The sequence below is a fragment of the Acinetobacter sp. 1424608 genome, from assembly GCF_000588255.1.
Classification (GTDB): Bacteria; Pseudomonadota; Gammaproteobacteria; order Pseudomonadales; family Moraxellaceae; genus Acinetobacter; species Acinetobacter nosocomialis.
Genome location: NZ_JFXL01000012.1, coordinates 89,557 through 108,488 on the forward strand (window position 1 = coordinate 89,557; position 18,932 = coordinate 108,488).

The 18,932-nt window shown below is 39.2% G+C and carries 21 protein-coding genes and 2 pseudogenes; 19 read left to right on the plus strand and 4 right to left on the minus strand.

Annotated features, from left to right (window positions below; genetic code table 11):
* Positions 1-38: 38 nt before the first annotated feature.
* Positions 39-812: an SDR family oxidoreductase gene (locus J678_RS16330; RefSeq protein WP_017393491.1), complete on the minus strand. Its 774-nt coding sequence runs from the start codon at positions 810-812 to the stop codon at positions 39-41.
* A gap of 111 nt (positions 813-923) precedes the next feature.
* Here J678_RS16330 and mazG point away from each other — a divergent pair, with 111 nt between their 5' ends.
* The 9 genes from mazG to yjgA all read left to right on the plus strand — a co-directional run bounded on the left by mazG (position 924) and on the right by yjgA (position 7,562).
* Positions 924-1,730 carry a nucleoside triphosphate pyrophosphohydrolase gene (gene mazG, locus J678_RS16335; protein WP_031956009.1) on the plus strand — a complete coding sequence of 269 codons (807 nt, stop codon included), beginning with the start codon at positions 924-926 and terminating at the stop codon, positions 1,728-1,730.
* The gene (locus J678_RS16340; RefSeq protein WP_002041921.1) at positions 1,699-2,109 is read left to right on the plus strand and encodes a ComEA family DNA-binding protein; all 411 of its coding nucleotides are present in this window, start codon (positions 1,699-1,701) and stop codon (positions 2,107-2,109) included. Before mazG ends, J678_RS16340 begins: the two co-directional genes overlap by 32 nt.
* A gap of 124 nt (positions 2,110-2,233) precedes the next feature.
* Complete coding sequence (pcnB, locus tag J678_RS16345; RefSeq protein WP_017393490.1) at positions 2,234-3,697, plus strand: polynucleotide adenylyltransferase PcnB; 1,464 nt, start codon at positions 2,234-2,236, stop codon at positions 3,695-3,697.
* Entirely contained in the window at positions 3,694-4,176 is a 483-nt protein-coding gene (gene folK / locus J678_RS16350) for a 2-amino-4-hydroxy-6-hydroxymethyldihydropteridine diphosphokinase (protein WP_006581366.1), read from the plus strand. The genes pcnB and folK overlap by 4 nt, the downstream gene beginning before the upstream one ends.
* Before the next feature lie 45 nt (positions 4,177-4,221).
* Complete coding sequence (panB, locus tag J678_RS16355) at positions 4,222-5,031, plus strand: 3-methyl-2-oxobutanoate hydroxymethyltransferase (protein WP_000624763.1); 810 nt, start codon at positions 4,222-4,224, stop codon at positions 5,029-5,031.
* Positions 5,032-5,034: 3 nt separating this feature from the next.
* On the plus strand, positions 5,035-5,883 hold the full coding sequence (gene panC / locus J678_RS16360; RefSeq protein WP_017393489.1) for a pantoate--beta-alanine ligase: 849 nt from the start codon (positions 5,035-5,037) through the stop codon (positions 5,881-5,883).
* A gap of 22 nt (positions 5,884-5,905) precedes the next feature.
* Positions 5,906-6,757: an RNase adapter RapZ gene (gene rapZ / locus J678_RS16365; RefSeq protein ID WP_002054547.1), complete on the plus strand. Its 852-nt coding sequence runs from the start codon at positions 5,906-5,908 to the stop codon at positions 6,755-6,757.
* Positions 6,754-7,023, plus strand: coding sequence for an HPr family phosphocarrier protein (locus J678_RS16370; protein ID WP_000567533.1), 270 nt, complete (start codon positions 6,754-6,756; stop codon positions 7,021-7,023). Before rapZ ends, J678_RS16370 begins: the two co-directional genes overlap by 4 nt.
* A gap of 2 nt (positions 7,024-7,025) precedes the next feature.
* Complete coding sequence (yjgA, locus tag J678_RS16375; RefSeq protein WP_004710561.1) at positions 7,026-7,562, plus strand: ribosome biogenesis factor YjgA; 537 nt, start codon at positions 7,026-7,028, stop codon at positions 7,560-7,562.
* Positions 7,563-7,622: 60 nt separating this feature from the next.
* Here the strand turns inward: yjgA and J678_RS16380 are convergent, their stop codons facing one another.
* Positions 7,623-9,251, minus strand: a complete 1,629-nt coding sequence (locus tag J678_RS16380) for an acyl-CoA synthetase (RefSeq protein WP_017393488.1) — start codon at positions 9,249-9,251, stop codon at positions 7,623-7,625.
* Positions 9,252-9,663: 412 nt separating this feature from the next.
* On the opposite strand from J678_RS16380, the gene thrS reads away from it, so the two are divergent.
* From thrS to J678_RS16400, 4 genes are all read left to right on the plus strand, one after another.
* Positions 9,664-11,586, plus strand: coding sequence for a threonine--tRNA ligase (thrS, locus tag J678_RS16385; protein WP_017393487.1), 1,923 nt, complete (start codon positions 9,664-9,666; stop codon positions 11,584-11,586).
* A gap of 5 nt (positions 11,587-11,591) precedes the next feature.
* Positions 11,592-12,143: a translation initiation factor IF-3 gene (infC, locus tag J678_RS16390; RefSeq protein WP_079377112.1), complete on the plus strand. Its 552-nt coding sequence runs from the start codon at positions 11,592-11,594 to the stop codon at positions 12,141-12,143.
* Positions 12,144-12,348: 205 nt separating this feature from the next.
* Positions 12,349-12,969, plus strand: a complete 621-nt coding sequence (locus J678_RS16395) for a glutathione S-transferase N-terminal domain-containing protein (protein ID WP_017393486.1) — start codon at positions 12,349-12,351, stop codon at positions 12,967-12,969.
* 54 nt (positions 12,970-13,023) lie between these two features.
* Positions 13,024-13,452: a YqaA family protein gene (locus J678_RS16400; RefSeq protein WP_017393485.1), complete on the plus strand. Its 429-nt coding sequence runs from the start codon at positions 13,024-13,026 to the stop codon at positions 13,450-13,452.
* 40 nt (positions 13,453-13,492) lie between these two features.
* On the opposite strand, the gene nreB is transcribed toward J678_RS16400, so the two are convergent.
* Entirely contained in the window at positions 13,493-14,743 is a 1,251-nt protein-coding gene (gene nreB, locus J678_RS16405) for a nickel resistance MFS transporter NreB (protein ID WP_017393484.1), read from the minus strand.
* Between the two features lie 129 nt (positions 14,744-14,872).
* Here nreB and J678_RS23885 point away from each other — a divergent pair.
* The 5 genes and pseudogenes from J678_RS23885 to J678_RS16425 form a co-directional block, all read left to right on the plus strand.
* A pseudogene (locus J678_RS23885) lies at positions 14,873-14,980 on the plus strand (hypothetical protein); the annotation flags it as partial.
* A gap of 11 nt (positions 14,981-14,991) precedes the next feature.
* Complete coding sequence (gene rpmI, locus J678_RS16410; protein WP_002054552.1) at positions 14,992-15,186, plus strand: 50S ribosomal protein L35; 195 nt, start codon at positions 14,992-14,994, stop codon at positions 15,184-15,186.
* Between the two features lie 11 nt (positions 15,187-15,197).
* Positions 15,198-15,557 carry a 50S ribosomal protein L20 gene (rplT, locus tag J678_RS16415; RefSeq protein ID WP_000124858.1) on the plus strand — a complete coding sequence of 120 codons (360 nt, stop codon included), beginning with the start codon at positions 15,198-15,200 and terminating at the stop codon, positions 15,555-15,557.
* 91 nt (positions 15,558-15,648) lie between these two features.
* Positions 15,649-16,204: pseudogene (locus J678_RS16420) on the plus strand (NADAR family protein).
* A 60-nt stretch (positions 16,205-16,264) separates the two neighbouring features.
* Positions 16,265-16,768 (plus strand): GNAT family N-acetyltransferase, encoded by a 504-nt coding sequence (locus J678_RS16425; RefSeq protein WP_004710546.1) that lies wholly within the window; start codon positions 16,265-16,267, stop codon positions 16,766-16,768.
* Between the two features lie 6 nt (positions 16,769-16,774).
* On the opposite strand, the gene J678_RS16430 is transcribed toward J678_RS16425, so the two are convergent.
* Positions 16,775-17,776 carry a hypothetical protein gene (locus J678_RS16430; RefSeq protein ID WP_017393482.1) on the minus strand — a complete coding sequence of 334 codons (1,002 nt, stop codon included), beginning with the start codon at positions 17,774-17,776 and terminating at the stop codon, positions 16,775-16,777.
* A 157-nt stretch (positions 17,777-17,933) separates the two neighbouring features.
* Between J678_RS16430 and pheS the strand changes: the two genes are divergently transcribed.
* Positions 17,934-18,914 carry a phenylalanine--tRNA ligase subunit alpha gene (pheS, locus tag J678_RS16435; protein ID WP_002054514.1) on the plus strand — a complete coding sequence of 327 codons (981 nt, stop codon included), beginning with the start codon at positions 17,934-17,936 and terminating at the stop codon, positions 18,912-18,914.
* Positions 18,915-18,932: the final 18 nt, after the last annotated feature.

Below are 18,932 nucleotides of genomic sequence, written 5' to 3' on the forward strand. Positions count from 1 at the left end.
TGAGAAAAAGGCCGTCAATTGACGGCCTTTTTTATAAGCTACTTTCTCGATAAATAAATATTAGTTAAACGATTTAGAAACTGTGGGCTTATTGTTGATAGTTGATAAAGCAGTTTGGTTTTTATACCAACTGGAGTGTGAGTCGGTGTCCAGAAATGAGCTTTTTTCTCGACAAGTGAAAGCACCTGTTGAGCAATATCATTAGGCGTTAAATCGACTCCCATGTTTTGAATACTACCTGCATCCATATTGTTGACCATTGCGGTTTGTACAAATAAAGGCATCACATCTAAAACACGAATACCGTATTTTTTCCATTCTACATCTAAACCTTCGGTAATTCCTCGAACTGCAAACTTACTGGCCGAATAAGAAATGAGGTCAGCTTGTCCGTAAATTGCAGAAGCTGAAGAGAGATTAATCACTCGTGCAAAAGAAGCTTGCTTTAAATAAGGGAGTGCAGCATGGCAGCCATTGATTACACCGTTTACATTAATATTGATTGTTCTTTGGTGTGACTTGATATCGATATTTTCAAAGGCTCCGGAATATAAAATCCCTGCGTTATTCACCAAAATATTAAGCTCGCCAGCCCAGTCGGTAAATTCTTTTAATATATGTTGCCACTGACTGTAGTCACTGACATCTAGATAGCCTGCGCATGCATTCGGTCCTAATTCCTGCGCTAAATTTTGAGCAAGCGACTCATTAATGTCATAAATGCCGACTTTATAACCCCGCTGATAAAATACCCATGCAATTTCTGCTCCAATACCTTGAGCTGCGCCACTAATCAGAATGCTATGTTTCATCTTTTTTTCTCTTTATCGTTACAATATGACGAATGATTTGCCGCTTTAATTTTGATCATAGCAAATTAAGATTTTAAAGTTACTGACCAATTTTTTGAACTTGAGGGTTACATGGATAAATTGCTTAAAATTATGCAAGAGCTACGTGAAAAATGTCCGTGGGACCAAGAGCAAACTCCAATGTCACTGACTAAATATGCGATTGAAGAAGCATATGAAGTTGAGGCTGCCATTCGTCAAGGTGACATTAATGAAATTCGGAATGAATTGGGTGATCTGTTATTACAAGTGGTATTTCAATCGCAAATGTTTAGCGAGCAGGGGGCGTTCAATTTTCAAGATGTGGTTGAGGCAATTAGTGAAAAATTAGTACGACGTCATCCGCACGTTTTTCAAGCAGACCAATTTAACAACTTAACACCAGAACAAGTAAGTGAGTTATGGAAACAAATTAAACAACAAGAAAAGCAAGGCAAACCACAATCAAGATTAGATGAAATTAAACATGGACCAGCACTATCTCAAGCGCAGGAAATTCAAAAAAATGTCGCAAAAGTTGGGTTTGATTTTGAAACGGTAGAAGATGCTTATACAAAATTAGAAGAAGAATTAGATGAGTTTAAACAGGCACTTAAAAATCAAAATAGTAATGAAATTCAAGATGAATTTGGAGACTGCCTGTTTTCATTAGTCAATGTAGGACGTAAACTTGGCATTTCAAGTGAAAGTTCACTTTTATCAACCATACATAAATTTAGAAGTCGTTTTGCTATTATTGAAGAGCAAGCCATAAAACAGCAAAGAACATTGGAAGACATGACCTTGTCCGAAATGGATGAATTGTGGAATCAGGCAAAACGACAATTAAAATCAGGGGAAAAACCACATGCAATACAGCATGAGATTTTGGAAAAATAAGTATTTTGTTTTAATAATTTTGTGCTTGGGAGTAATTTCACCTTCGGTTTACGCACAATCTTTTGATCAAAACTTTCAAGAATGGAAGGCTAAACAACAGATGTATGACCAAAAGTTAAACATCACTAAGTCTTCTCATTCTAATGGTTCTAAAATTTCTCAAACTAAAAATTTTAATGACTCTACAGGGCAAATTCATTTGAATCAGGCGAATGTAAATGAGTTTCAGCAGTTAAAAGGTATAGGTGAGAAAAAGGCTCAAGCGATTGTAGAATACAGACAAAAGAACGGTAGCTTTAAAAATATTGACGAAATTAAAAACGTTAAAGGAATTGGACCAGCTATTTTTGAAAAAAATAAATCGCGTTTAGCCTTATAAAAGTTCTATTCGTCAATTATCATTTCCTGCGCAATCTAAGAGAATCAAATTGCCCTTTGTGTGTGTTAGAGCTATGATTAGCGACAACTTGTTATTTACGTCCTGACGTAGGAGACAGCGTCTTTTGCAAACCTTGCGAGCGTCAAAATGTGGTTTGTCCACAGCCCAACTTCCTTCTTCGATTTTAGATGTGATCGATAGTCTGACTAAAGCAGGCTATGAAGCTTATATTGTTGGGGGTGGTGTCCGTGATTTAATGCTAGGACTCAATCCTAAAGATTTCGATGCAGTCACCAATGCAACACCTTCTCAAATTAAAGAAGTTTTTGGCCGTCGATGCCGAATTATTGGCCGTCGATTTGAATTGGCACATGTCTATTCAGGACGTGAGCTAATCGAAGTTGCCACTTTCCGTGCTCCTCCTAAAAAAGCGGTGACCAGTGCTTCGGGCATGATTTTACGTGACAACAACTGGGGAACCATCGAACAGGACTTTGCTCGACGCGATTTTTCTATCAATACTCTGTACTACCAGCCGCGTAAGGATATTGTGCTCGATTTTTGTAAAGCAATTGATGATGTCAAGAATAAGACTTTACGTTTATTGGGCGATCCTGTGCAACGTTTTGAAGAAGATCCGGTGCGTATGCTTCGGACATTACGTTTTGCAGCTAAGCTCAACTTTAAAATTGATCCGGCAATTCTCGACATTTTTGATGTTGAGATGACGCAATTACTTCGTGATGTTTCACCACACCGTTTATATGATGAGTCTCAAAAGCTTTTCACAATGGGGCATTTGGCACGCGTATTACCAATGTTGATTGACTTTGGCGTGTGGAAACAGCTTTTTGCTGATATTCGTCCGGATCTCACTCCATTTATTCAACGTGCAGCAAAAAATACTGATCAACGTATTCAAGTGGGTAAAACGATTAATCCGGCATTTTTCTATGCGGTTTTATTGTGGCAGCCATTTTTAGAGCGTTGTGATTTTTATTTATCAAAAGGCGTTGTTCCGGCCGAAGCACGTGCTCAAGCAGGTTTGGATGTTTTAAAACGTCAAGCAACACGCACAGTTATTCCTCGTTTTGCCGAAACTTTTATTCGTGAAGTTTGGGAAATGCAAACCCGTTTGCTTAATCCAAAACCACAGCAAATTGAAGCATTGGCAAGCCATGCTCGTTTCCGCGCTGGATTTGATTTCTTATTACTTCGTGAAAAGTCAGGTGATGACACAACACAGGGAATGGGAAGCTGGTGGGAAGCTTACCAAGAAATGTCAAACGACGAAAAAGAAGCTGCGATTAGCCAATATAATCGTCAGAAGGCGAAAAGTCGTCGTAAGGTTGCTGCTGAACCTGTTGAAAGCAATAAATTTGATACGGAAATTGAGCCTTTGGTTGATGTTCCAGAGCCTCGAAGCCGTCGTGGTAAAAAAGAACGTGCACGACAAGAGCAGTCTGTCGATCGTTTTATGGAAAAATCTTCCACATCACAAACCAATATGACGAGCGATCACCCAATTTTAAAGCGCAAGCGGGTACAACGTGATTTGAGCCAAGTTATTTTTGGGCCGACACAATGACAGTAACCACATATATTGGCTTAGGAAGTAACCTAGGTGACTCACGTCAGATTTTGTCTGAAGCGATAGCCAAGCTTAAAACTATTGGTGAAGTGAAGGTATCCAAACTGTACCAAAGCCCACCAATGGGTCCCCAAGATCAACCCAATTATCTAAATGCAGTAGCTCAGCTAAAAACTGAGTTACTTCCGCTTGACTTACTCGATCATTTACAGCGTTTTGAGCAAGAAGCTGGGCGAGTAAGACTCCGTCATTGGGGGGAGCGAACTTTGGACCTAGACCTGCTGATTTATGGCGATGAAAAAATACAAAATGAGCGCTTAACGGTGCCGCATGTAGGAATAATGCAACGAGATTTTGTTGTGATTCCTTTATTAGATTTAGACGCTGATTTACATATCAATGATCAGCCACTTAAGAATTTAGAACTCTTACAGCAGCCAACGCTGACTGTACTTGCTGATGAGTCTTGGGCTTAAAGTCTGACTTATTACGTTCTGCAAACTCCTGTAGAGGATACCATCATGATTAGTCTAAGTGACTTAAGAAAATTTAAAGCCGAAGGACGTAAGTTCTCTTGTCTAACTTGTTACGATGCAAGTATGGCAAAAGCAATGGAACTTGCTGAAATTGATACTATCTTAATTGGTGATTCTCTTGGAATGGCAATTCAAGGTCGTGATTCAACTTTACCTGTAACTGTTGAAGACATGGCTTATCATACAGCGGCAGTGCGCCGTGGTAACCAGCATGCTTTAATTATGACTGATTTACCATTTATGAGTTATGCCACTTTAAACGATGCTTTGCAGAATGCGAAAACAGTTATGCAAGCTGGTGCGCAGATGATCAAAATCGAAGGTGGCGCATGGCTAAGTGAAACTGTACAGGTGTTAACACGTAATGGTGTGCCTGTATGCGTACATTTAGGTTTAACCCCTCAGTCTGTACATGTTTTTGGTGGCTACAAACTACAAGCTAGAACCCGTGAAGCAGCTGATCAACTTATTGCTGACTGTACGGCGGTGGTTGAAGCGGGCGCGGCAGTTTTATTGCTCGAGTGCGTTCCGGCACAATTGGGTCAAGAAATTGCTGAATTATTCCCGAATACTCCTGTGATTGGTATTGGGGCAGGTAATGCAACTGATGGTCAGGTACTTGTAGTACAAGACATGTTAGGTTTAACTTTTGGTCGAGTTGCGCGTTTTGTACGTAACTTTATGAAAGAGCAATCTGGTGAAACAGCGATTTTGGATGCTTTTAAAGCGTTTCATGCTGCTGTACAGGATCAGTCGTTCCCAGCCAAAGAACATACTTTCCAAGTTGAGCTGTAATTCATGAAAACAGAAACCACTATACAAGGCTTAGCTGCTTCTTTAAATCCTGCTAGAGCTGCACGTAAAATCATTGGTTTTGTCCCAACTATGGGAAATCTACATGAAGGCCATCTCACCCTTGTTCGTGAAGCGAAAAAGTTATGTGACGTTGTAGTTGTGAGTATCTTCGTAAACCCGACCCAATTTGGTCCGGGGGAAGATTTTGATAACTATCCACGTACTTTAGAGCAGGACAGTCGTCTACTTGCTGATGTTGGTTGTGATATTATTTTTGCGCCTTCAGTTGAGCAAATGTACGGTACACAACCTCGTTTAACTAATATTAGTGTCAGCCAGATTACAGATGACTTATGCGGTAGTTCACGTCCTGGGCACTTTGACGGTGTAGCGCTGGTTGTCACAAAACTCTTTAATATTGTGCAACCGAATTATGCTTTTTTTGGTCAAAAAGATTATCAACAGTTGGCGGTGATTCGCCAGTTTGTACAAGACTTAAATATTCCATTAGAAGTGATTGGTGTACCCATTGTTCGTGCAGCAGATGGTTTAGCACTGAGTTCAAGAAATGGTTATTTGACTCCGGAACAACGTCAGATTGCGCCAGTCATCTATCAAGGACTAAAGCAAGCTGAAGAGCAATTACACCAAGGTAAAGATTTACAACAAGTCTTGGCAGATTTAAAAACGTTGTTGACAGACAATGGTTTTGTTTTGGATTATGTGGAAGCTCGTCAGCCAAACTTGTTGGCTGTGTCTCAATTTGATCGTGATATTGTGTTGTTTGTCGCGGCTAAGTTGGGCGGAACACGTTTAATTGATAATTTACAAGTTGCCTTTACACCTCAATAATACATAAAAGGACAGCCATGCCATGAAGCGTATACTTATCGTGACAGGACAGTCTGGTTCAGGAAAATCTTCAGCTCTTCAAGTATTAGAAGATTTGGGCTATTACTGTATTGATAATTTACCTTTGGCATTGCTGCCTGAAATTGTGGCAAAGCTAGATCATGAAAATAATCTTGAACAGCTGGCTTTAGGTGTAGATGTCCGAAGTACTCGGGCTGATATGCAAGAGTTCGACCATGTTTTTGAGCAATTACAAAAACATGGTACGGTTGATGTGATTTATCTGACGACACAAGATCAGGATTTGATTGCACGATTTAGTGCGTCGCGTCGTCCACATCCGTTGGCGAATCGCTTCAAAAGCCTTTTGCAATGTATTCATGAAGAAAAGCAGTTACTGATTCCAATTCAGTTCCGAGCAACGGTTCATATTGATACCACTGATAAAAGTGTTCATGATTTAAAACATATCTTGCTGTCAAAATTAGGGCAGTCAGATAATCTGATTGTTATATTGCAGTCATTTGGTTATAAACATGGCATTCCTTTAGATGCCGACTATGTTTTTGACGTACGGCATTTACCAAATCCGCATTGGGATTTAGAATTACGCCGCTTTTCTGGTTTAGACGAGCCAGTTAAGCAGTTTTTAGAAGCAAGTCCGCAAGCAAACGAAATGTTTGAGGATATACACCACTTCTTAAGAAAATGGCTGCCGGCATTTGCTGAAGGGCATCGTCATTATATGACGGTTTCAATAGGTTGCACTGGCGGCCAGCATCGTTCAGTTTATATGGTAGATAGACTAAAACAAGCACTTGAGGCAGAATGGTCTGTTCAGGTCTTACACAGAGAAATGAAGCACTGGTCATGATAGACACAACTGTTGATGTAATTAATAAACTCGGTTTACATGCACGTGCATCAGGAAAACTGATAGAGGTCACTACAAAGTTTCGTTCGTCAATTCAAATTGGTAAGGGCGATCATTTAGTAGATGCAAAGAATATTATGTCGTTACTGATGTTAGGTGCAGGAAAAGGGACCACTTTACGTTTGGTCATTGATGGCACTGACGAAGAACAGGCATTAAATGAAGTACAGGCGTTATTCGCCGCAAAATTTTATGAGGCAGATTAATCGTGGCACGTCGTCCCCAGCGTTATACTGAAGAAGATTTTGATTCTTTAGAAGGACGTGCAAGTAAAACCGAACAGAAAAAAGCAGTTCAACGTATGGCTGCTTTAGGTGAGCAGTTAGCACAACTTTCTATCAAACAAATTCAAAAACTTCCGGTTGATGAGCGTTTAATTGATGCTCTTTTAGAAGTCCAGAATATTAGTTCGTTTGAAGCACGCCGTCGCCAATTTCAACGTGTTGGTAAACTCTTGCGTAATGAAGATGAGACAGTCATTTTATCTTATTTGACTCCTCAACAAGGCGCGAAAAAACAAGCTCAACTTATGCGTTGGGTAGATCGTATGATCGAGCAAGGTGATCCTGCAATTAACGAGTTTAGTAAAATCTATAATGCATCAGAACGTCATACTTTGCGTCAGCATGTGTTAAGGATTAACCGTGATAAGACTCAGCAAGTTCCAGAAGCAGATCTTGAAGCATCTAAAGGTAAGTTTATTAACTACGTGCAACAAGTCGCTTTATTGTCAGATCAAGGTTAATTTCGTTTTAACTAAAAAAAGCGACGTTTAATACGTCGCTTTTTTTATTTCTTATATTGTTTAAACGCGTTCTTTTGCCCATTCACGCAAAATGAATTTTTGCAATTTGCCTGTTGAGGTTTTTGGAATTTCTGTAATCACTACATCTTTGGGGACTTTAAAACGCGCCAGTTCTTTTTGACAATGTGCAATAATTTCTTCAGGAGTCACTGTAGCACCCGTTTTTAATTCAATAAATGCACATGGTACTTCTTGCCAACGTTCATCAGGTTTTGCCACAACAGCCGCTGTTAAAACCGCAGGGTGTTTATATAAAACATCTTCAACTTCTAAAGATGAAATATTCTCTCCGCCCGAGATAATAATATCTTTAGAGCGGTCAGTAATTTTTGCGTAACCATCTGGATGGCAAACAGCTAAATCTCCAGTATGAAACCAGCCACCTGCAAAAGCTTCTTCGGTTGCCTTTGGATTTTTTAAATATCCTTTCATAACAATATTGCCACGGAACATAATTTCTCCCATGGTTTCACCGTCATTTGGAACTGGTTGCATCGTTTCAGGGTCTAGTACTCGCATACTATCTTGAAGTGGATAAGGCACACCCTGACGAGAGTGTAGTTGCGCTTGTTCAGTAATTGATAGGTCACTCCATCCTGCTTGAGAGGCACAAAGGGCAGATGGTCCATAGGTTTCGGTTAATCCATAGACGTGGTTGACATTGATTCCAATATTTCGCATACCTTCAATTACAGCGACAGGTGGAGCAGCACCTGCCACCATAACTTCAACATGATGTTCTATGATTGGCTGCTTTTCTTTCGGTAGATTAATAATCATGGATAAGACGATTGGAGCGCCACAGAAGTAATCAACTTTATGTTTAGCAATAAGCTGCATCACCAGTTCGGGGTCAACTTTGCGTAAACAAATATTGGTTCCGCCACTTGCTGCAATACTCCACGCAAAGCACCAACCATTGCAGTGAAAAAGAGGAAGTGTCCATAAATAAACAGCTCGAGGTTTCATACCGCAAGCTAAAATATTACTAGCTGCATTTAAATAAGCACCTCGGTGGTGATAAACCACTCCTTTAGGATTACCCGTTGTTCCTGATGTGTAATTTAAACTAATTGCATCCCACTCATCTTGCGGTAAATGCCATTCGAAATTAGCATCGCCTTGAGCTATCCATTCTTCATATTCAAACGAACCAAGAAATTGATTTTCACCTTCATATTCTTCATCAGCTACATCAATTACAATGATATGTTGGTTTGGAATGAGTGATAGGGCTTCTCGGGCTAAATTAACAAACTCGGGGTCAACCAAAAGCACTTTCGTCTCAGCATGTTCTAGCATAAAAGCGATGGTTTTAGCATCTAAACGGGTGTTTAGTGTATTAAGAACGGCCCCTGCCATAGGGACAGCAAAATGGGCTTCAATCATTGCTGGTACATTTGGCAATAAAACTGAAACGGTATCGTTTTTAGTTATGCCTAATTGTTGAAGCTGAGATGCAAATTGACGGCAGCGCTGATAAGTTTCTTTCCATGAAATCTGACGATTACCATGAATGATAGACGCTTGGTCTGGATAGATATAAGCTGCACGTTCTAAATAGCGCAGAGGGGATAACGCAACAAAGTTTGCGGGTGTGCGTGGTAATTCATCGTATGCACTAACCATGTGAAATAACTCCATGTTCTATTTTTTAATTCATTCTTTGAAAATATGACTTAATATTAATCAAAGCATTAATGCTTTAGTCTTAAACAGAAATACCCCTCAGTCAGGAAATGAGCACAAATGCTATTTTCAACATCTTAAAACAGTTCTGATGAATAATTATCCTATTTATGTATTTCTTAAAATTTAGGTAGAGCACTTATTAAAGTCACTTATTGCTGTTTACCGTATAAGCAAAATGTATTTATGATTTTATGAGTACAAAGGTTTTCACTTGGCTTGAACAAGTGTAAAATCTTTCAGGTTTTTTAATTTTGATTTACACCGTTTTTATATTTTGAGGCTTGCCTCGATCATAATCTCGCGGTGAAATGCTCCTTCGTATAGGGCATCACTCCTTAAGGATTTTTCTATGCCAATTATCACATTGCCAAATGGCGATCAAAAGAGTTTTGATCACCCTGTATCTGTTATGGAAGTCGCTCAAAGTATTGGGCCTGGTTTAGCAAAAAATACCGTTGCTGGACGAGTAAATGATCGCTTAGTTGATGCATGTGACTTAATTACCGAAGACTCGACCTTACAAATTATCACTCCAAAAGATGAAGATGGTCTTGAGATCATTCGCCACTCTTGTGCACACCTTGTAGGGCATGCAGTAAAGCAACTTTTCCCTGAAGCAAAGATGGTGATTGGTCCGGTCATTGAAGAAGGTTTCTATTACGACATCTGGATGCCACGTCCTTTTACATTAGATGATATGGCAGCAATCGAAGAGCGCATGAAAAAGCTCATCGATCAAGATTACGATGTTGTTAAAAAAATGACTCCACGTGATGAAGTTATTGCTGAATTTACTGCTCGTGGTGAAGAATACAAATTACGCTTGATTGCAGACATGCCTGAAGAAACTCAAATGGGCTTGTACTACCATCAAGACTATTTAGATATGTGTCGTGGTCCGCACGTACCGAACACAAAATTCTTAAAATCATTCAAGCTTACTAAAATCTCTGGTGCTTACTGGCGCGGTGATGCGAAGAATGAACAGCTTCAACGTATTTACGGTACGGCTTGGGCTGATAAAAAACAATTAGCAGCTTACATCAAGCGTATTGAAGAAGCTGAAAAGCGTGACCACCGTAAAATTGGTAAAGCATTAGACTTGTTCCATATGCAAGAAGAAGCACCGGGTATGGTGTTCTGGCATGCAAATGGTTGGACTATTTATCAGGTACTAGAGCAGTACATGCGTAAAGTTCAGCAAGACAATGGTTACCAAGAAATTAAAACTCCGCAAATCGTAGACTTTACGCTTTGGGAGAAATCTGGTCACGCAGCAAACTATGCAGAAAACATGTTTACGACTCATTCAGAAAGTCGTAACTATGCTGTAAAACCAATGAACTGTCCTTGTCACGTTCAAGTGTTCAACCAAGGATTAAAATCTTACCGTGATTTACCAATTCGTTTAGCTGAGTTTGGTTCTTGTCACCGTAATGAACCATCTGGTTCTTTACACGGTATTATGCGTGTTCGTGGCTTTACACAAGATGATGCACATATCTTCTGTACTAAAGAACAGATCGGTAAAGAAGTTGCAGACTTTATTCAACTTACTTTAGACGTTTATAAAGACTTTGGCTTTGAAGAAGTTCAAATGAAGTTGTCTACTCGCCCAGAAAAACGTGTAGGTGATGACGCTCTTTGGGATTTAGCTGAAAAATCTTTAGCAGATGCTTTGGATGCAGCTGGTCTTAAATGGGAATTGCAGCCGGGTGAAGGCGCATTCTATGGTCCAAAGATTGAGTTCTCTTTAAAAGACTGTCTTGGTCGTGTATGGCAATGTGGTACCATTCAATGTGACTTCAACTTGCCAGTTCGTTTAGACGCTTCTTATGTAACTGAAGAAAACGAGCGTGATCAGCCTGTAATGTTGCATCGTGCAATTCTTGGTAGTTTTGAGCGTTTTATTGGTATACTAATTGAACACTACGCTGGTTTCATGCCACCTTGGTTGTCACCTGTACAAGCATGTGTCATGAACATTACCGATGCTCAAGCTGAAGCAAGTGAGCAAGTTGTGGCAAAACTCAAGGAAAATGGCCTTCGCGCTATTTCTGACTTGAGAAATGAAAAAATCGGATTTAAGATTCGTGAGCGTACTCTAGAGCGCATTCCTTACCTGTTAGTTCTTGGTGATCGAGAAGTTGAAGAAGGTACAGTGAATGTACGTACTCGCTCAGGAAAAAATTTAGGTACTATGTCAGTGGATGCTTTCATTGACTTAGTGAAATCTGCCGTCGCCGAACGTGGCCGGTATATTGTGGAGTAAGAAAGATTAAACAGCCTGACCGTAACCAACAACAAGGTGCAAAGAGTAACCGTCCAGCAATTAACGATGAGATCCGTGCAAAAGAAGTACGCCTCGTCGCTGCTGATGGTGAGCAAAAAGGAATTGTTTCATTAAATGAAGCACTGCGTGCTGCTGAGGATGCAGATCTTGACCTTGTTGAGATTGTCGCAAACGCTGAGCCGCCTGTTTGTAAAATCATGGATTACAACAAGCACTTGTTTGACCTGAAACAGAAGCAAAAAGATGCCAAGAAAAAACAGCATCAAGTGCAAGTGAAGGAAATCAAACTACGCCCAGCAACTGATGTAGGTGATTATCAAGTTAAGCTTCGTGCTATTTTGAAGTTCCTTGAAGAAGGTAACAAAGTCAAAATCACTTTACGTTTCCGTGGTCGTGAAATGGCTCACCAACAACTTGGTTTAGCTCAATTGCAAAAGATTGAAGCAGACGTAGCTGAGTTTGGTATTGTAGAGCAAGCTCCGAAAATGGAAGGTCGACAAATGGGTATGTTACTTGGACCGAAAAAGAAAAAGTAATACTCAAAAAAAGCACTGCAAACGCAGTGCTTTTTTATGCCCGTCATTTCTTGATTTAATTCCTTTAAAGTGCGATTTAATAACTTTTTAAACCAAAGTTATTCTCAAATTTTATGTGTTTTTTGGTGTTGGACATATCATTGTATTAGCCAAAACATGATATAACGCAAGACGCAGTCATGATAACGATGAATAGGAAAATAGAATGATTGATCTATATTATTGGGGAACACCCAATGGACATAAAATCACAATTGCCTTAGAAGAAATGGGACTGGATTATACCCTTTATCCAATTAATATTTTAGAAAATGATCAATTTCAACCAGATTTCCTGAAAATTTCCCCGAATAATAAAATCCCCGCAATTGTTGATCAGGACGGTCCACGTGGTGAGCCAATTTCAGTATTTGAATCAGGCGCGATCTTACAATATTTAGGTCGAAAAACCGGATTGTTTTATCCAACAGATGAACAAGAGCGGGTTGAAGTGGAACAATGGCTTATGTGGCAAATGGGTGGTTTAGGTCCTATGTTGGGACAAAATCATCACTTTAACCGCTTTGCAGCAGAGAAAATTCCTTATGCTATAGACCGCTACGTAAATGAGACTAAGCGTTTATATGGTGTGTTAAACAAACAGCTTATTGGTCAGAAGTTTGTTGCAGGGGAATACTCAATTGCTGATATGGCAATTCTGCCTTGGATTTTGCGATATGAATGGCAGGGGATTCAATTGGAGGACTATCCTTATGTACAAGAATACATTGTCCGCCTAACAGCACGTCCTGCTGTACAAAAAGCTTTATCAATTAAAGTCGTTTAATTTTGTGTAATAGTACAATGAATAAAGTGAAAGGTGATTTGGTTTTAATTTAATATGCTAAGTTACTTTTTACTTTTTTTGAGTGCTTTTGGCGCGGCTACATTATTACCATTACAATCAGAGGCTGTACTCGCTGCTTTATTATTAAAAAGTGAATATTCTGCTTTTCTTCTCATTTCGATTGCTACTTTTGGAAACGTACTCGGTTCATGTGTGAACTGGTGGTTAGGTTTAAAAATAGAACAGTTTAAACATAAAAAGTGGTTCCCGGTTTCCGAAAAACGTTTAGAGCAAGCTCAACGTTTTTATCATAAATATGGTTTTTATTCGCTGCTTTTAAGTTGGACACCTGTGATTGGTGACCCTATTACTTTAGTTGCGGGCTTATTCAAAGAAAATTTTTGGCGTTTCTTATTTATGGTTCTTATTGCTAAGGCTGGGCGTTATATTTTCATTTATTGGGTAATTACAAACTTTATTTAAAATACAAGCATCCGAAGATGCTTATATTAAAACTATTTATTTAGCCTTCCGAGCTTTTGGTAATGTCGACTTTAAATAGGTCATTGGTTTTTAACCAACAGAATGTGACCACTGCAAGCGTCATACAACCACCAAAAATAGTCGCTGCAATAGTTCCCAAATATTTAGCAGCCAAGCCTGATTCAAATGCACCCAGCTCATTACTAGATGACACAAACATGCCATTTACAGCCGCTACCCGACCACGCATATTTTCTGGCGGGAAAATTTGCAAAATTGTTTGCCTAACTACCACAGAAATACTGTCGCAAGCGCCCGTCATTGCCAGGGCAAATAGGGATAACCACATATTGTTTGAGAAAGCGAAAAGGATCGTAAATACACCAAATCCGGCAACTGCAAGTAGCATGTTACGCCATGCGTGCTGAGTTGGCGGAAAACGGGTCAAAGCAATCATGGTAATGAGTGCACCAATAGAAGGCGCTGCACGCAAATAACCTAAGCCTTCTGGCCCTACTTTTAAAATATCTTCAGCAAAGATCGGCAGTAAGGCAATCACACCTCCAAATAAAACGGAGGCTAAGTCTAAAGAAATAGCCCAGAGAACGATTTTGGTTTTCCAAATAAAGCGGAAACCATCACCTAAGCTTTCTAATACATTCGCAGTTTCAATTTTAGGAAAGCTTCGTTTTTGTAATAAATTAATAAGAATAAAACAGATGCTGAGTAGGGCAGCAACACTAAAAAGACTGGTTTCTCTGCCTAAGTAAGCAAGCATAAAACCGCCTAGCATAGGCCCAATAATCACGCCACTTTGCCAACCAATCGTTGTCCATGTTGCACCATTAGCATAAAGCTCGCGTGGAATTAAGAACGGTTTCAATGAGGTGGCAGAGGGATTATAAAACCCACGTATCGTACCTAAGCCAAAGATGACTGCGTAAATACCCCAAGAAAGGAAATTTACACTGATATGACCTAAACCATGCAAATGAAACAACAACCACAAAACTAAAGGTAGAGGTACCGAGAAAAATAAACAGATTTTCATAATGACCTGTTTATTAAATTTATCAGCAAAATAGCCACCCCAAAGCGATAGAGCAATAAATGGAATGGCTTCTGCTAGTCCAATTAAACCTAAAGTTAGAGGATCTTTGGTAATTTGATAAAGTGAATAAGCAACAATAATTTCTTGAATCAAAATTGCTAACGTTAAGCAAAATTGATTAATGGTAACAATAGAGAAATCTCTATAGCGCAGTGCAGCGAATGCATCATGTTTCTGCATTTGAAATATCGTATGTTGATAATTTGAACATATTATAGAGCTAAATAAGCCATAATGTTGAATTTATTAACAGTGACCAATCTCTAAAAAAACGATATAAATTTTTAATTTGTTAAGACATTCATCTAAAAAAGCACTACGAGTAGTTTTAATTTTAGTCAGCATACTATAAAATACGCGCTTCCTTACCTGCAGGTCGATTTTGCAATGGTGCAATCGCGCCGAACAGGTGCCTAAAAGAGGTTACTATGGCTAAGTTAAAAACTCGCCGTGGTGCAGCTAAACGCTTCAAAGCGACTGCAAACGGTTTTAAGCGTAAACAAGCGTTCAAGCGCCACATCTTGACCAAAAAATCTGCTAAACGTATCCGTCAATTACGCGGCTGTGTAATGGTTCATGTTTCTGACATGAATTCAGTTCGTCGTATGTGCCCATACATCTAAGGAGATTATAAATGGCTCGTGTAAAACGTGGTGTAGTGGCTCATCGTCGTCACAAAAAAATTCTTGCTCGCGCTAAAGGTTACTATGGTGCTCGTTCACGCGTTTACCGCGTAGCGTTCCAAGCGGTAATCAAAGCTGGTCAATACGCTTACCGTGACCGCCGTCAAAAGAAACGTCAATTCCGTGCTCTATGGATTGCGCGTATCAATGCTGGTGCTCGTCAAAACGGTTTGTCTTACAGCCGTATGATCGATGGCTTGAAAAAAGCTCAAGTGATCATCGACCGTCGCGTATTAGCTGACATCGCTATGCATGATGCAGTAGCATTTGCTGCTTTAGCTGAAAAAGCTAAAGGTGCATTAGCTGCATAAGCTTAGAGATTCAAAAAGAGGCCGCTTTTTAGCGGTCTTTTTTATTTTTAGTGGTTTTATTTTAAAAAGAGAAAATAATCAGAGATAAATGATGAAAGACGAAAAATTTAAATGACTTAATTCAAAAAGTACAGCAAGGTTACCAATTCAAATATTTGTATTTTTGGGGACATACTCCTAAACAAGCTAATCTTGTCGATAAAAGCTGTTTTAGCCAGTGGTTTCCTGCGCAATTTAGAATTGACGGTGTTGAGTACTTTACTGCTGAACACTATATGATGGCGCAAAAAGCAAAATTATTTAATGATGAAGAAATTTTTGCACGGATTTTGCAGGTTAAACATCCGAATGAAGCGAAGCAACTCGGTCGTAAAGTGCGTAACTATGATGAACAAATATGGCAAGAAAATCGTTTTGACATAGTGGTGCAGGCGAATTTTGCTAAATTCTCACAGTATTCTGAATTGAAAAAATTCTTATTAGCAACGAAAGACCGTATTTTGGTTGAAGCATCTCCTGTCGATAAAATTTGGGGTATTGGTATGGCGCAAGACCATCCACATGTCCAAGATCCATCTCTATGGCAAGGTCTAAATTTGTTGGGGTTTGCTTTAATGTATGTTCGAGAGCGGCTTTTAACTGAATAGGTTGGTGTGAGATCAACCAATGCTTCACTTTAAAAAAAGTAGTAAGGTGAGGGGAACAAATTGAAGTCATTAAATAATTCAGATATTCGTATAGCATCATTTAACGATGCATTATCTATTGCAGAAGTACATGTGCAAGGTTGGAAAGAAACCTATGCCGGTATGGTTAAGCAAGAAATATTAGATGAGCTTAACGTACTAGATAAAGAACAGTTATGGAAAGAGATAAGCAGAAGTCCTGATCATAAGTTATTTATCTATACTGAAAATGGGGTAGTGAAAGGCTTTCTTGATGGTTATTTAAACCCAGAAAGCAATATTGCTGAAATTCTTGCTTTTTATCTTTTAAAAGAAGTTCAAAAACAAGGTATAGGTCGTGAATTATTCCAAAAGTTCTATCAATGCGCTTTAAATCAAGGTTATGCTTTTATTCGTTTAGAAGTCTTTAATAAAAATCCGAGCCGTTTCTTCTATGAAAAAATGGGAGCACAGTTAATTAATGAAGCCGAACTACCAGAGTTCGGCCTCGGAATAACAGAGTTACTTTATCAATGGAAACTTTAATCTTGATTAAAGACCAAAATAATAAGCTAAGGCACAAATAATTACCGTTAGTACAATAAGCTTAATTACACCTGTTCCTCCAGCTTTATGATGAGGTGCTTTTAAATGAGTTGCGGCTTCATTCGTTGCATCAAAAGGAGAAGGTTTTTCAACTGGTTTTAATTGTGCAGTTTGATAATGATTGGCTGCTTTCACAATGAGCTTTGCAAATAGATCATCAGTTTTGTGGGTAAAGTTTCTTAAGTTAATAATTTGTTCTTGGTCTAGGTCTTCCCCTAAAGGATCATTTGCGCTGCGTTTTTTCTGCTCTAAATATTCGGATAAAGCTTGGGTGCGATAGAGGAGTTGATGCGCACAATCTGCTGGGTAGTTTTCAGGTATAAGTGCAAGTGTTGGTTGATGATCTATCGAAATTTGATGAGTTGATCCATCAAAATTTTTTTTCTGAAATTCGGGTTCTTCAAAACCTGCTGCATACTTATTCCGAAATAACTCGGTTTCCATAAAGTCAGCAATTTCATCCCACTGAGGTGCCTTTAAGTCAGCTTCAACTTTCTTAGATAATTTTTCATTCAACTCAAAACGCCAGAAAGTTTCTAAGCGTAAATCGCTACGCTGATTTAAAGGTGGTTCAAATTCGTTATCGCTACTGTACCACTCTGCAAGCTCATGACCAAAAATCCATGCGATTTTTTTATTGTTTTGGTGGCTTACAATAAAATGAGCATAAGGTAAAAGCTCGACATTACTATTCGGGTTTTGCTCTTCATTTAAAATAGTAGATAGGTGAAGAGAGATTTGAGTTGTCCCTTGTTTTTTGAGTGCTTCTAACCAAACTTGGAAATGTTGAGCAAGTAAATGCTGTGAAATTAAGTCACGAAATTGAAAACTATGCTGGTCAAAAATATGATGTTGTCGCCATTGGTTGAAGCTTAAATTCTGGCGAAGGTATTCATTACCGTAGGTCACAAGTGTAAGTTGTTGTTTCCAAATCTGATTGAGCGCCATAATAATTGATCTCATTGACGATGCTATTATTTTATACGTTTTATCTTTTTGTTGCCTAATACATTTTTCATGATGGATAAACTTCATCAATACGGTGAAAAACTGTTAGAATGCAGTGTTTTATTATATTTTTAAATTTGTTGCTTTGAGAGTTAATATGTCACTGGAAGCCCTGACCACAGAAGCGCTTGCTGCCATTGCAGCAGCTCAAGACCTTGTTGCACTTGATCAGGTGCGTGTGCAATTTACAGGGAAAAAAAGCCAGCTTGCAGAACAATCGAAAGCATTAGGGAAAATGGACCCTGAAGAACGTAAAGTACAAGGTGCTGCGATTCATGCTGTTCGAGAAACGATTAATAGTGCTTTAACTGAGCGTCAAACGGCATTACAACAAGCTGCGCTAGCACAAAAACTAGCAAATGAGACCATTGATATTACTTTGCCAGGTCGTGGACAGCGTATTGGTACAGTTCATCCTGTTACTCAAGTGCAAGAACGTATTTGCCAATTCTTTACTAAAGCTGGTTTTACGGTTGCAACAGGGCCAGAAGTTGAAGATGACTATCATAACTTTGAAGCATTAAATATTCCTGGGCATCACCCTGCACGTGCCATGCACGATACTTTCTATTTTGATGCAAACCATTTGTTGCGTACGCATACCTCTGGTGTGCAAATTCGTACCATGGAAACAAGTCAGCCGCCAATTCGTATTGTATGTCCGGGCCGTGTATACCGCTGTGACTCAGACCAAACGCATTCGCCAATGTTCCATCAAATCGAAGGTTTGTACGTTGCTGAGAACACCAGCTTTGCTGAATTAAAAGGTTTATTAATTAACCTACTTAATGAGTTTTTTGAGAAAGATTTAAAAGTACGTTTCCGCCCATCATATTTCCCATTTACAGAGCCTAGTGCAGAAGTAGATATCATGGATGAGCGTGGACGTTGGTTAGAAGTATTAGGCTGTGGCATGGTGCATCCAAATGTATTGCGTGCTGCGGGTATTGATCCTGATAAATACAAAGGCTTTGCTTTTGGTTTAGGGGTAGAACGTTTTGCAATGTTGCGTTATGGCATTAATGACTTGCGTATGTTCTATCAAAATGACGTGCGTTTCTTGCGCCAATTTGCCTAACATTTTTTCAGGATTAAA

What these genes read in the sequence shown, in the direction of transcription:
- J678_RS16330 (WP_017393491.1), bottom strand. Translation starts at nt 812, where the DNA reads ATGAAACATAGCATTCTGATTAGTGGCGCAGCTCAAGGTATTGGAGCA.
- mazG (WP_031956009.1), top strand. Translation starts at nt 924, where the DNA reads ATGGATAAATTGCTTAAAATTATGCAAGAGCTACGTGAAAAATGTCCG.
- J678_RS16340 (WP_002041921.1), top strand. Translation starts at nt 1,699, where the DNA reads ATGCAATACAGCATGAGATTTTGGAAAAATAAGTATTTTGTTTTAATA.
- folK (WP_006581366.1), top strand. Translation starts at nt 3,694, where the DNA reads ATGACAGTAACCACATATATTGGCTTAGGAAGTAACCTAGGTGACTCA.
- panB (WP_000624763.1), top strand. Translation starts at nt 4,222, where the DNA reads ATGATTAGTCTAAGTGACTTAAGAAAATTTAAAGCCGAAGGACGTAAG.
- panC (WP_017393489.1), top strand. Translation starts at nt 5,035, where the DNA reads ATGAAAACAGAAACCACTATACAAGGCTTAGCTGCTTCTTTAAATCCT.
- rapZ (WP_002054547.1), top strand. Translation starts at nt 5,906, where the DNA reads ATGAAGCGTATACTTATCGTGACAGGACAGTCTGGTTCAGGAAAATCT.
- J678_RS16370 (WP_000567533.1), top strand. Translation starts at nt 6,754, where the DNA reads ATGATAGACACAACTGTTGATGTAATTAATAAACTCGGTTTACATGCA.
- J678_RS16380 (WP_017393488.1), bottom strand. Translation starts at nt 9,251, where the DNA reads ATGGTTAGTGCATACGATGAATTACCACGCACACCCGCAAACTTTGTT.
- thrS (WP_017393487.1), top strand. Translation starts at nt 9,664, where the DNA reads ATGCCAATTATCACATTGCCAAATGGCGATCAAAAGAGTTTTGATCAC.
- J678_RS16395 (WP_017393486.1), top strand. Translation starts at nt 12,349, where the DNA reads ATGATTGATCTATATTATTGGGGAACACCCAATGGACATAAAATCACA.
- J678_RS16400 (WP_017393485.1), top strand. Translation starts at nt 13,024, where the DNA reads ATGCTAAGTTACTTTTTACTTTTTTTGAGTGCTTTTGGCGCGGCTACA.
- nreB (WP_017393484.1), bottom strand. Translation starts at nt 14,743, where the DNA reads ATGCAGAAACATGATGCATTCGCTGCACTGCGCTATAGAGATTTCTCT.
- rpmI (WP_002054552.1), top strand. Translation starts at nt 14,992, where the DNA reads ATGGCTAAGTTAAAAACTCGCCGTGGTGCAGCTAAACGCTTCAAAGCG.
- rplT (WP_000124858.1), top strand. Translation starts at nt 15,198, where the DNA reads ATGGCTCGTGTAAAACGTGGTGTAGTGGCTCATCGTCGTCACAAAAAA.
- J678_RS16430 (WP_017393482.1), bottom strand. Translation starts at nt 17,776, where the DNA reads ATGGCGCTCAATCAGATTTGGAAACAACAACTTACACTTGTGACCTAC.
- pheS (WP_002054514.1), top strand. Translation starts at nt 17,934, where the DNA reads ATGTCACTGGAAGCCCTGACCACAGAAGCGCTTGCTGCCATTGCAGCA.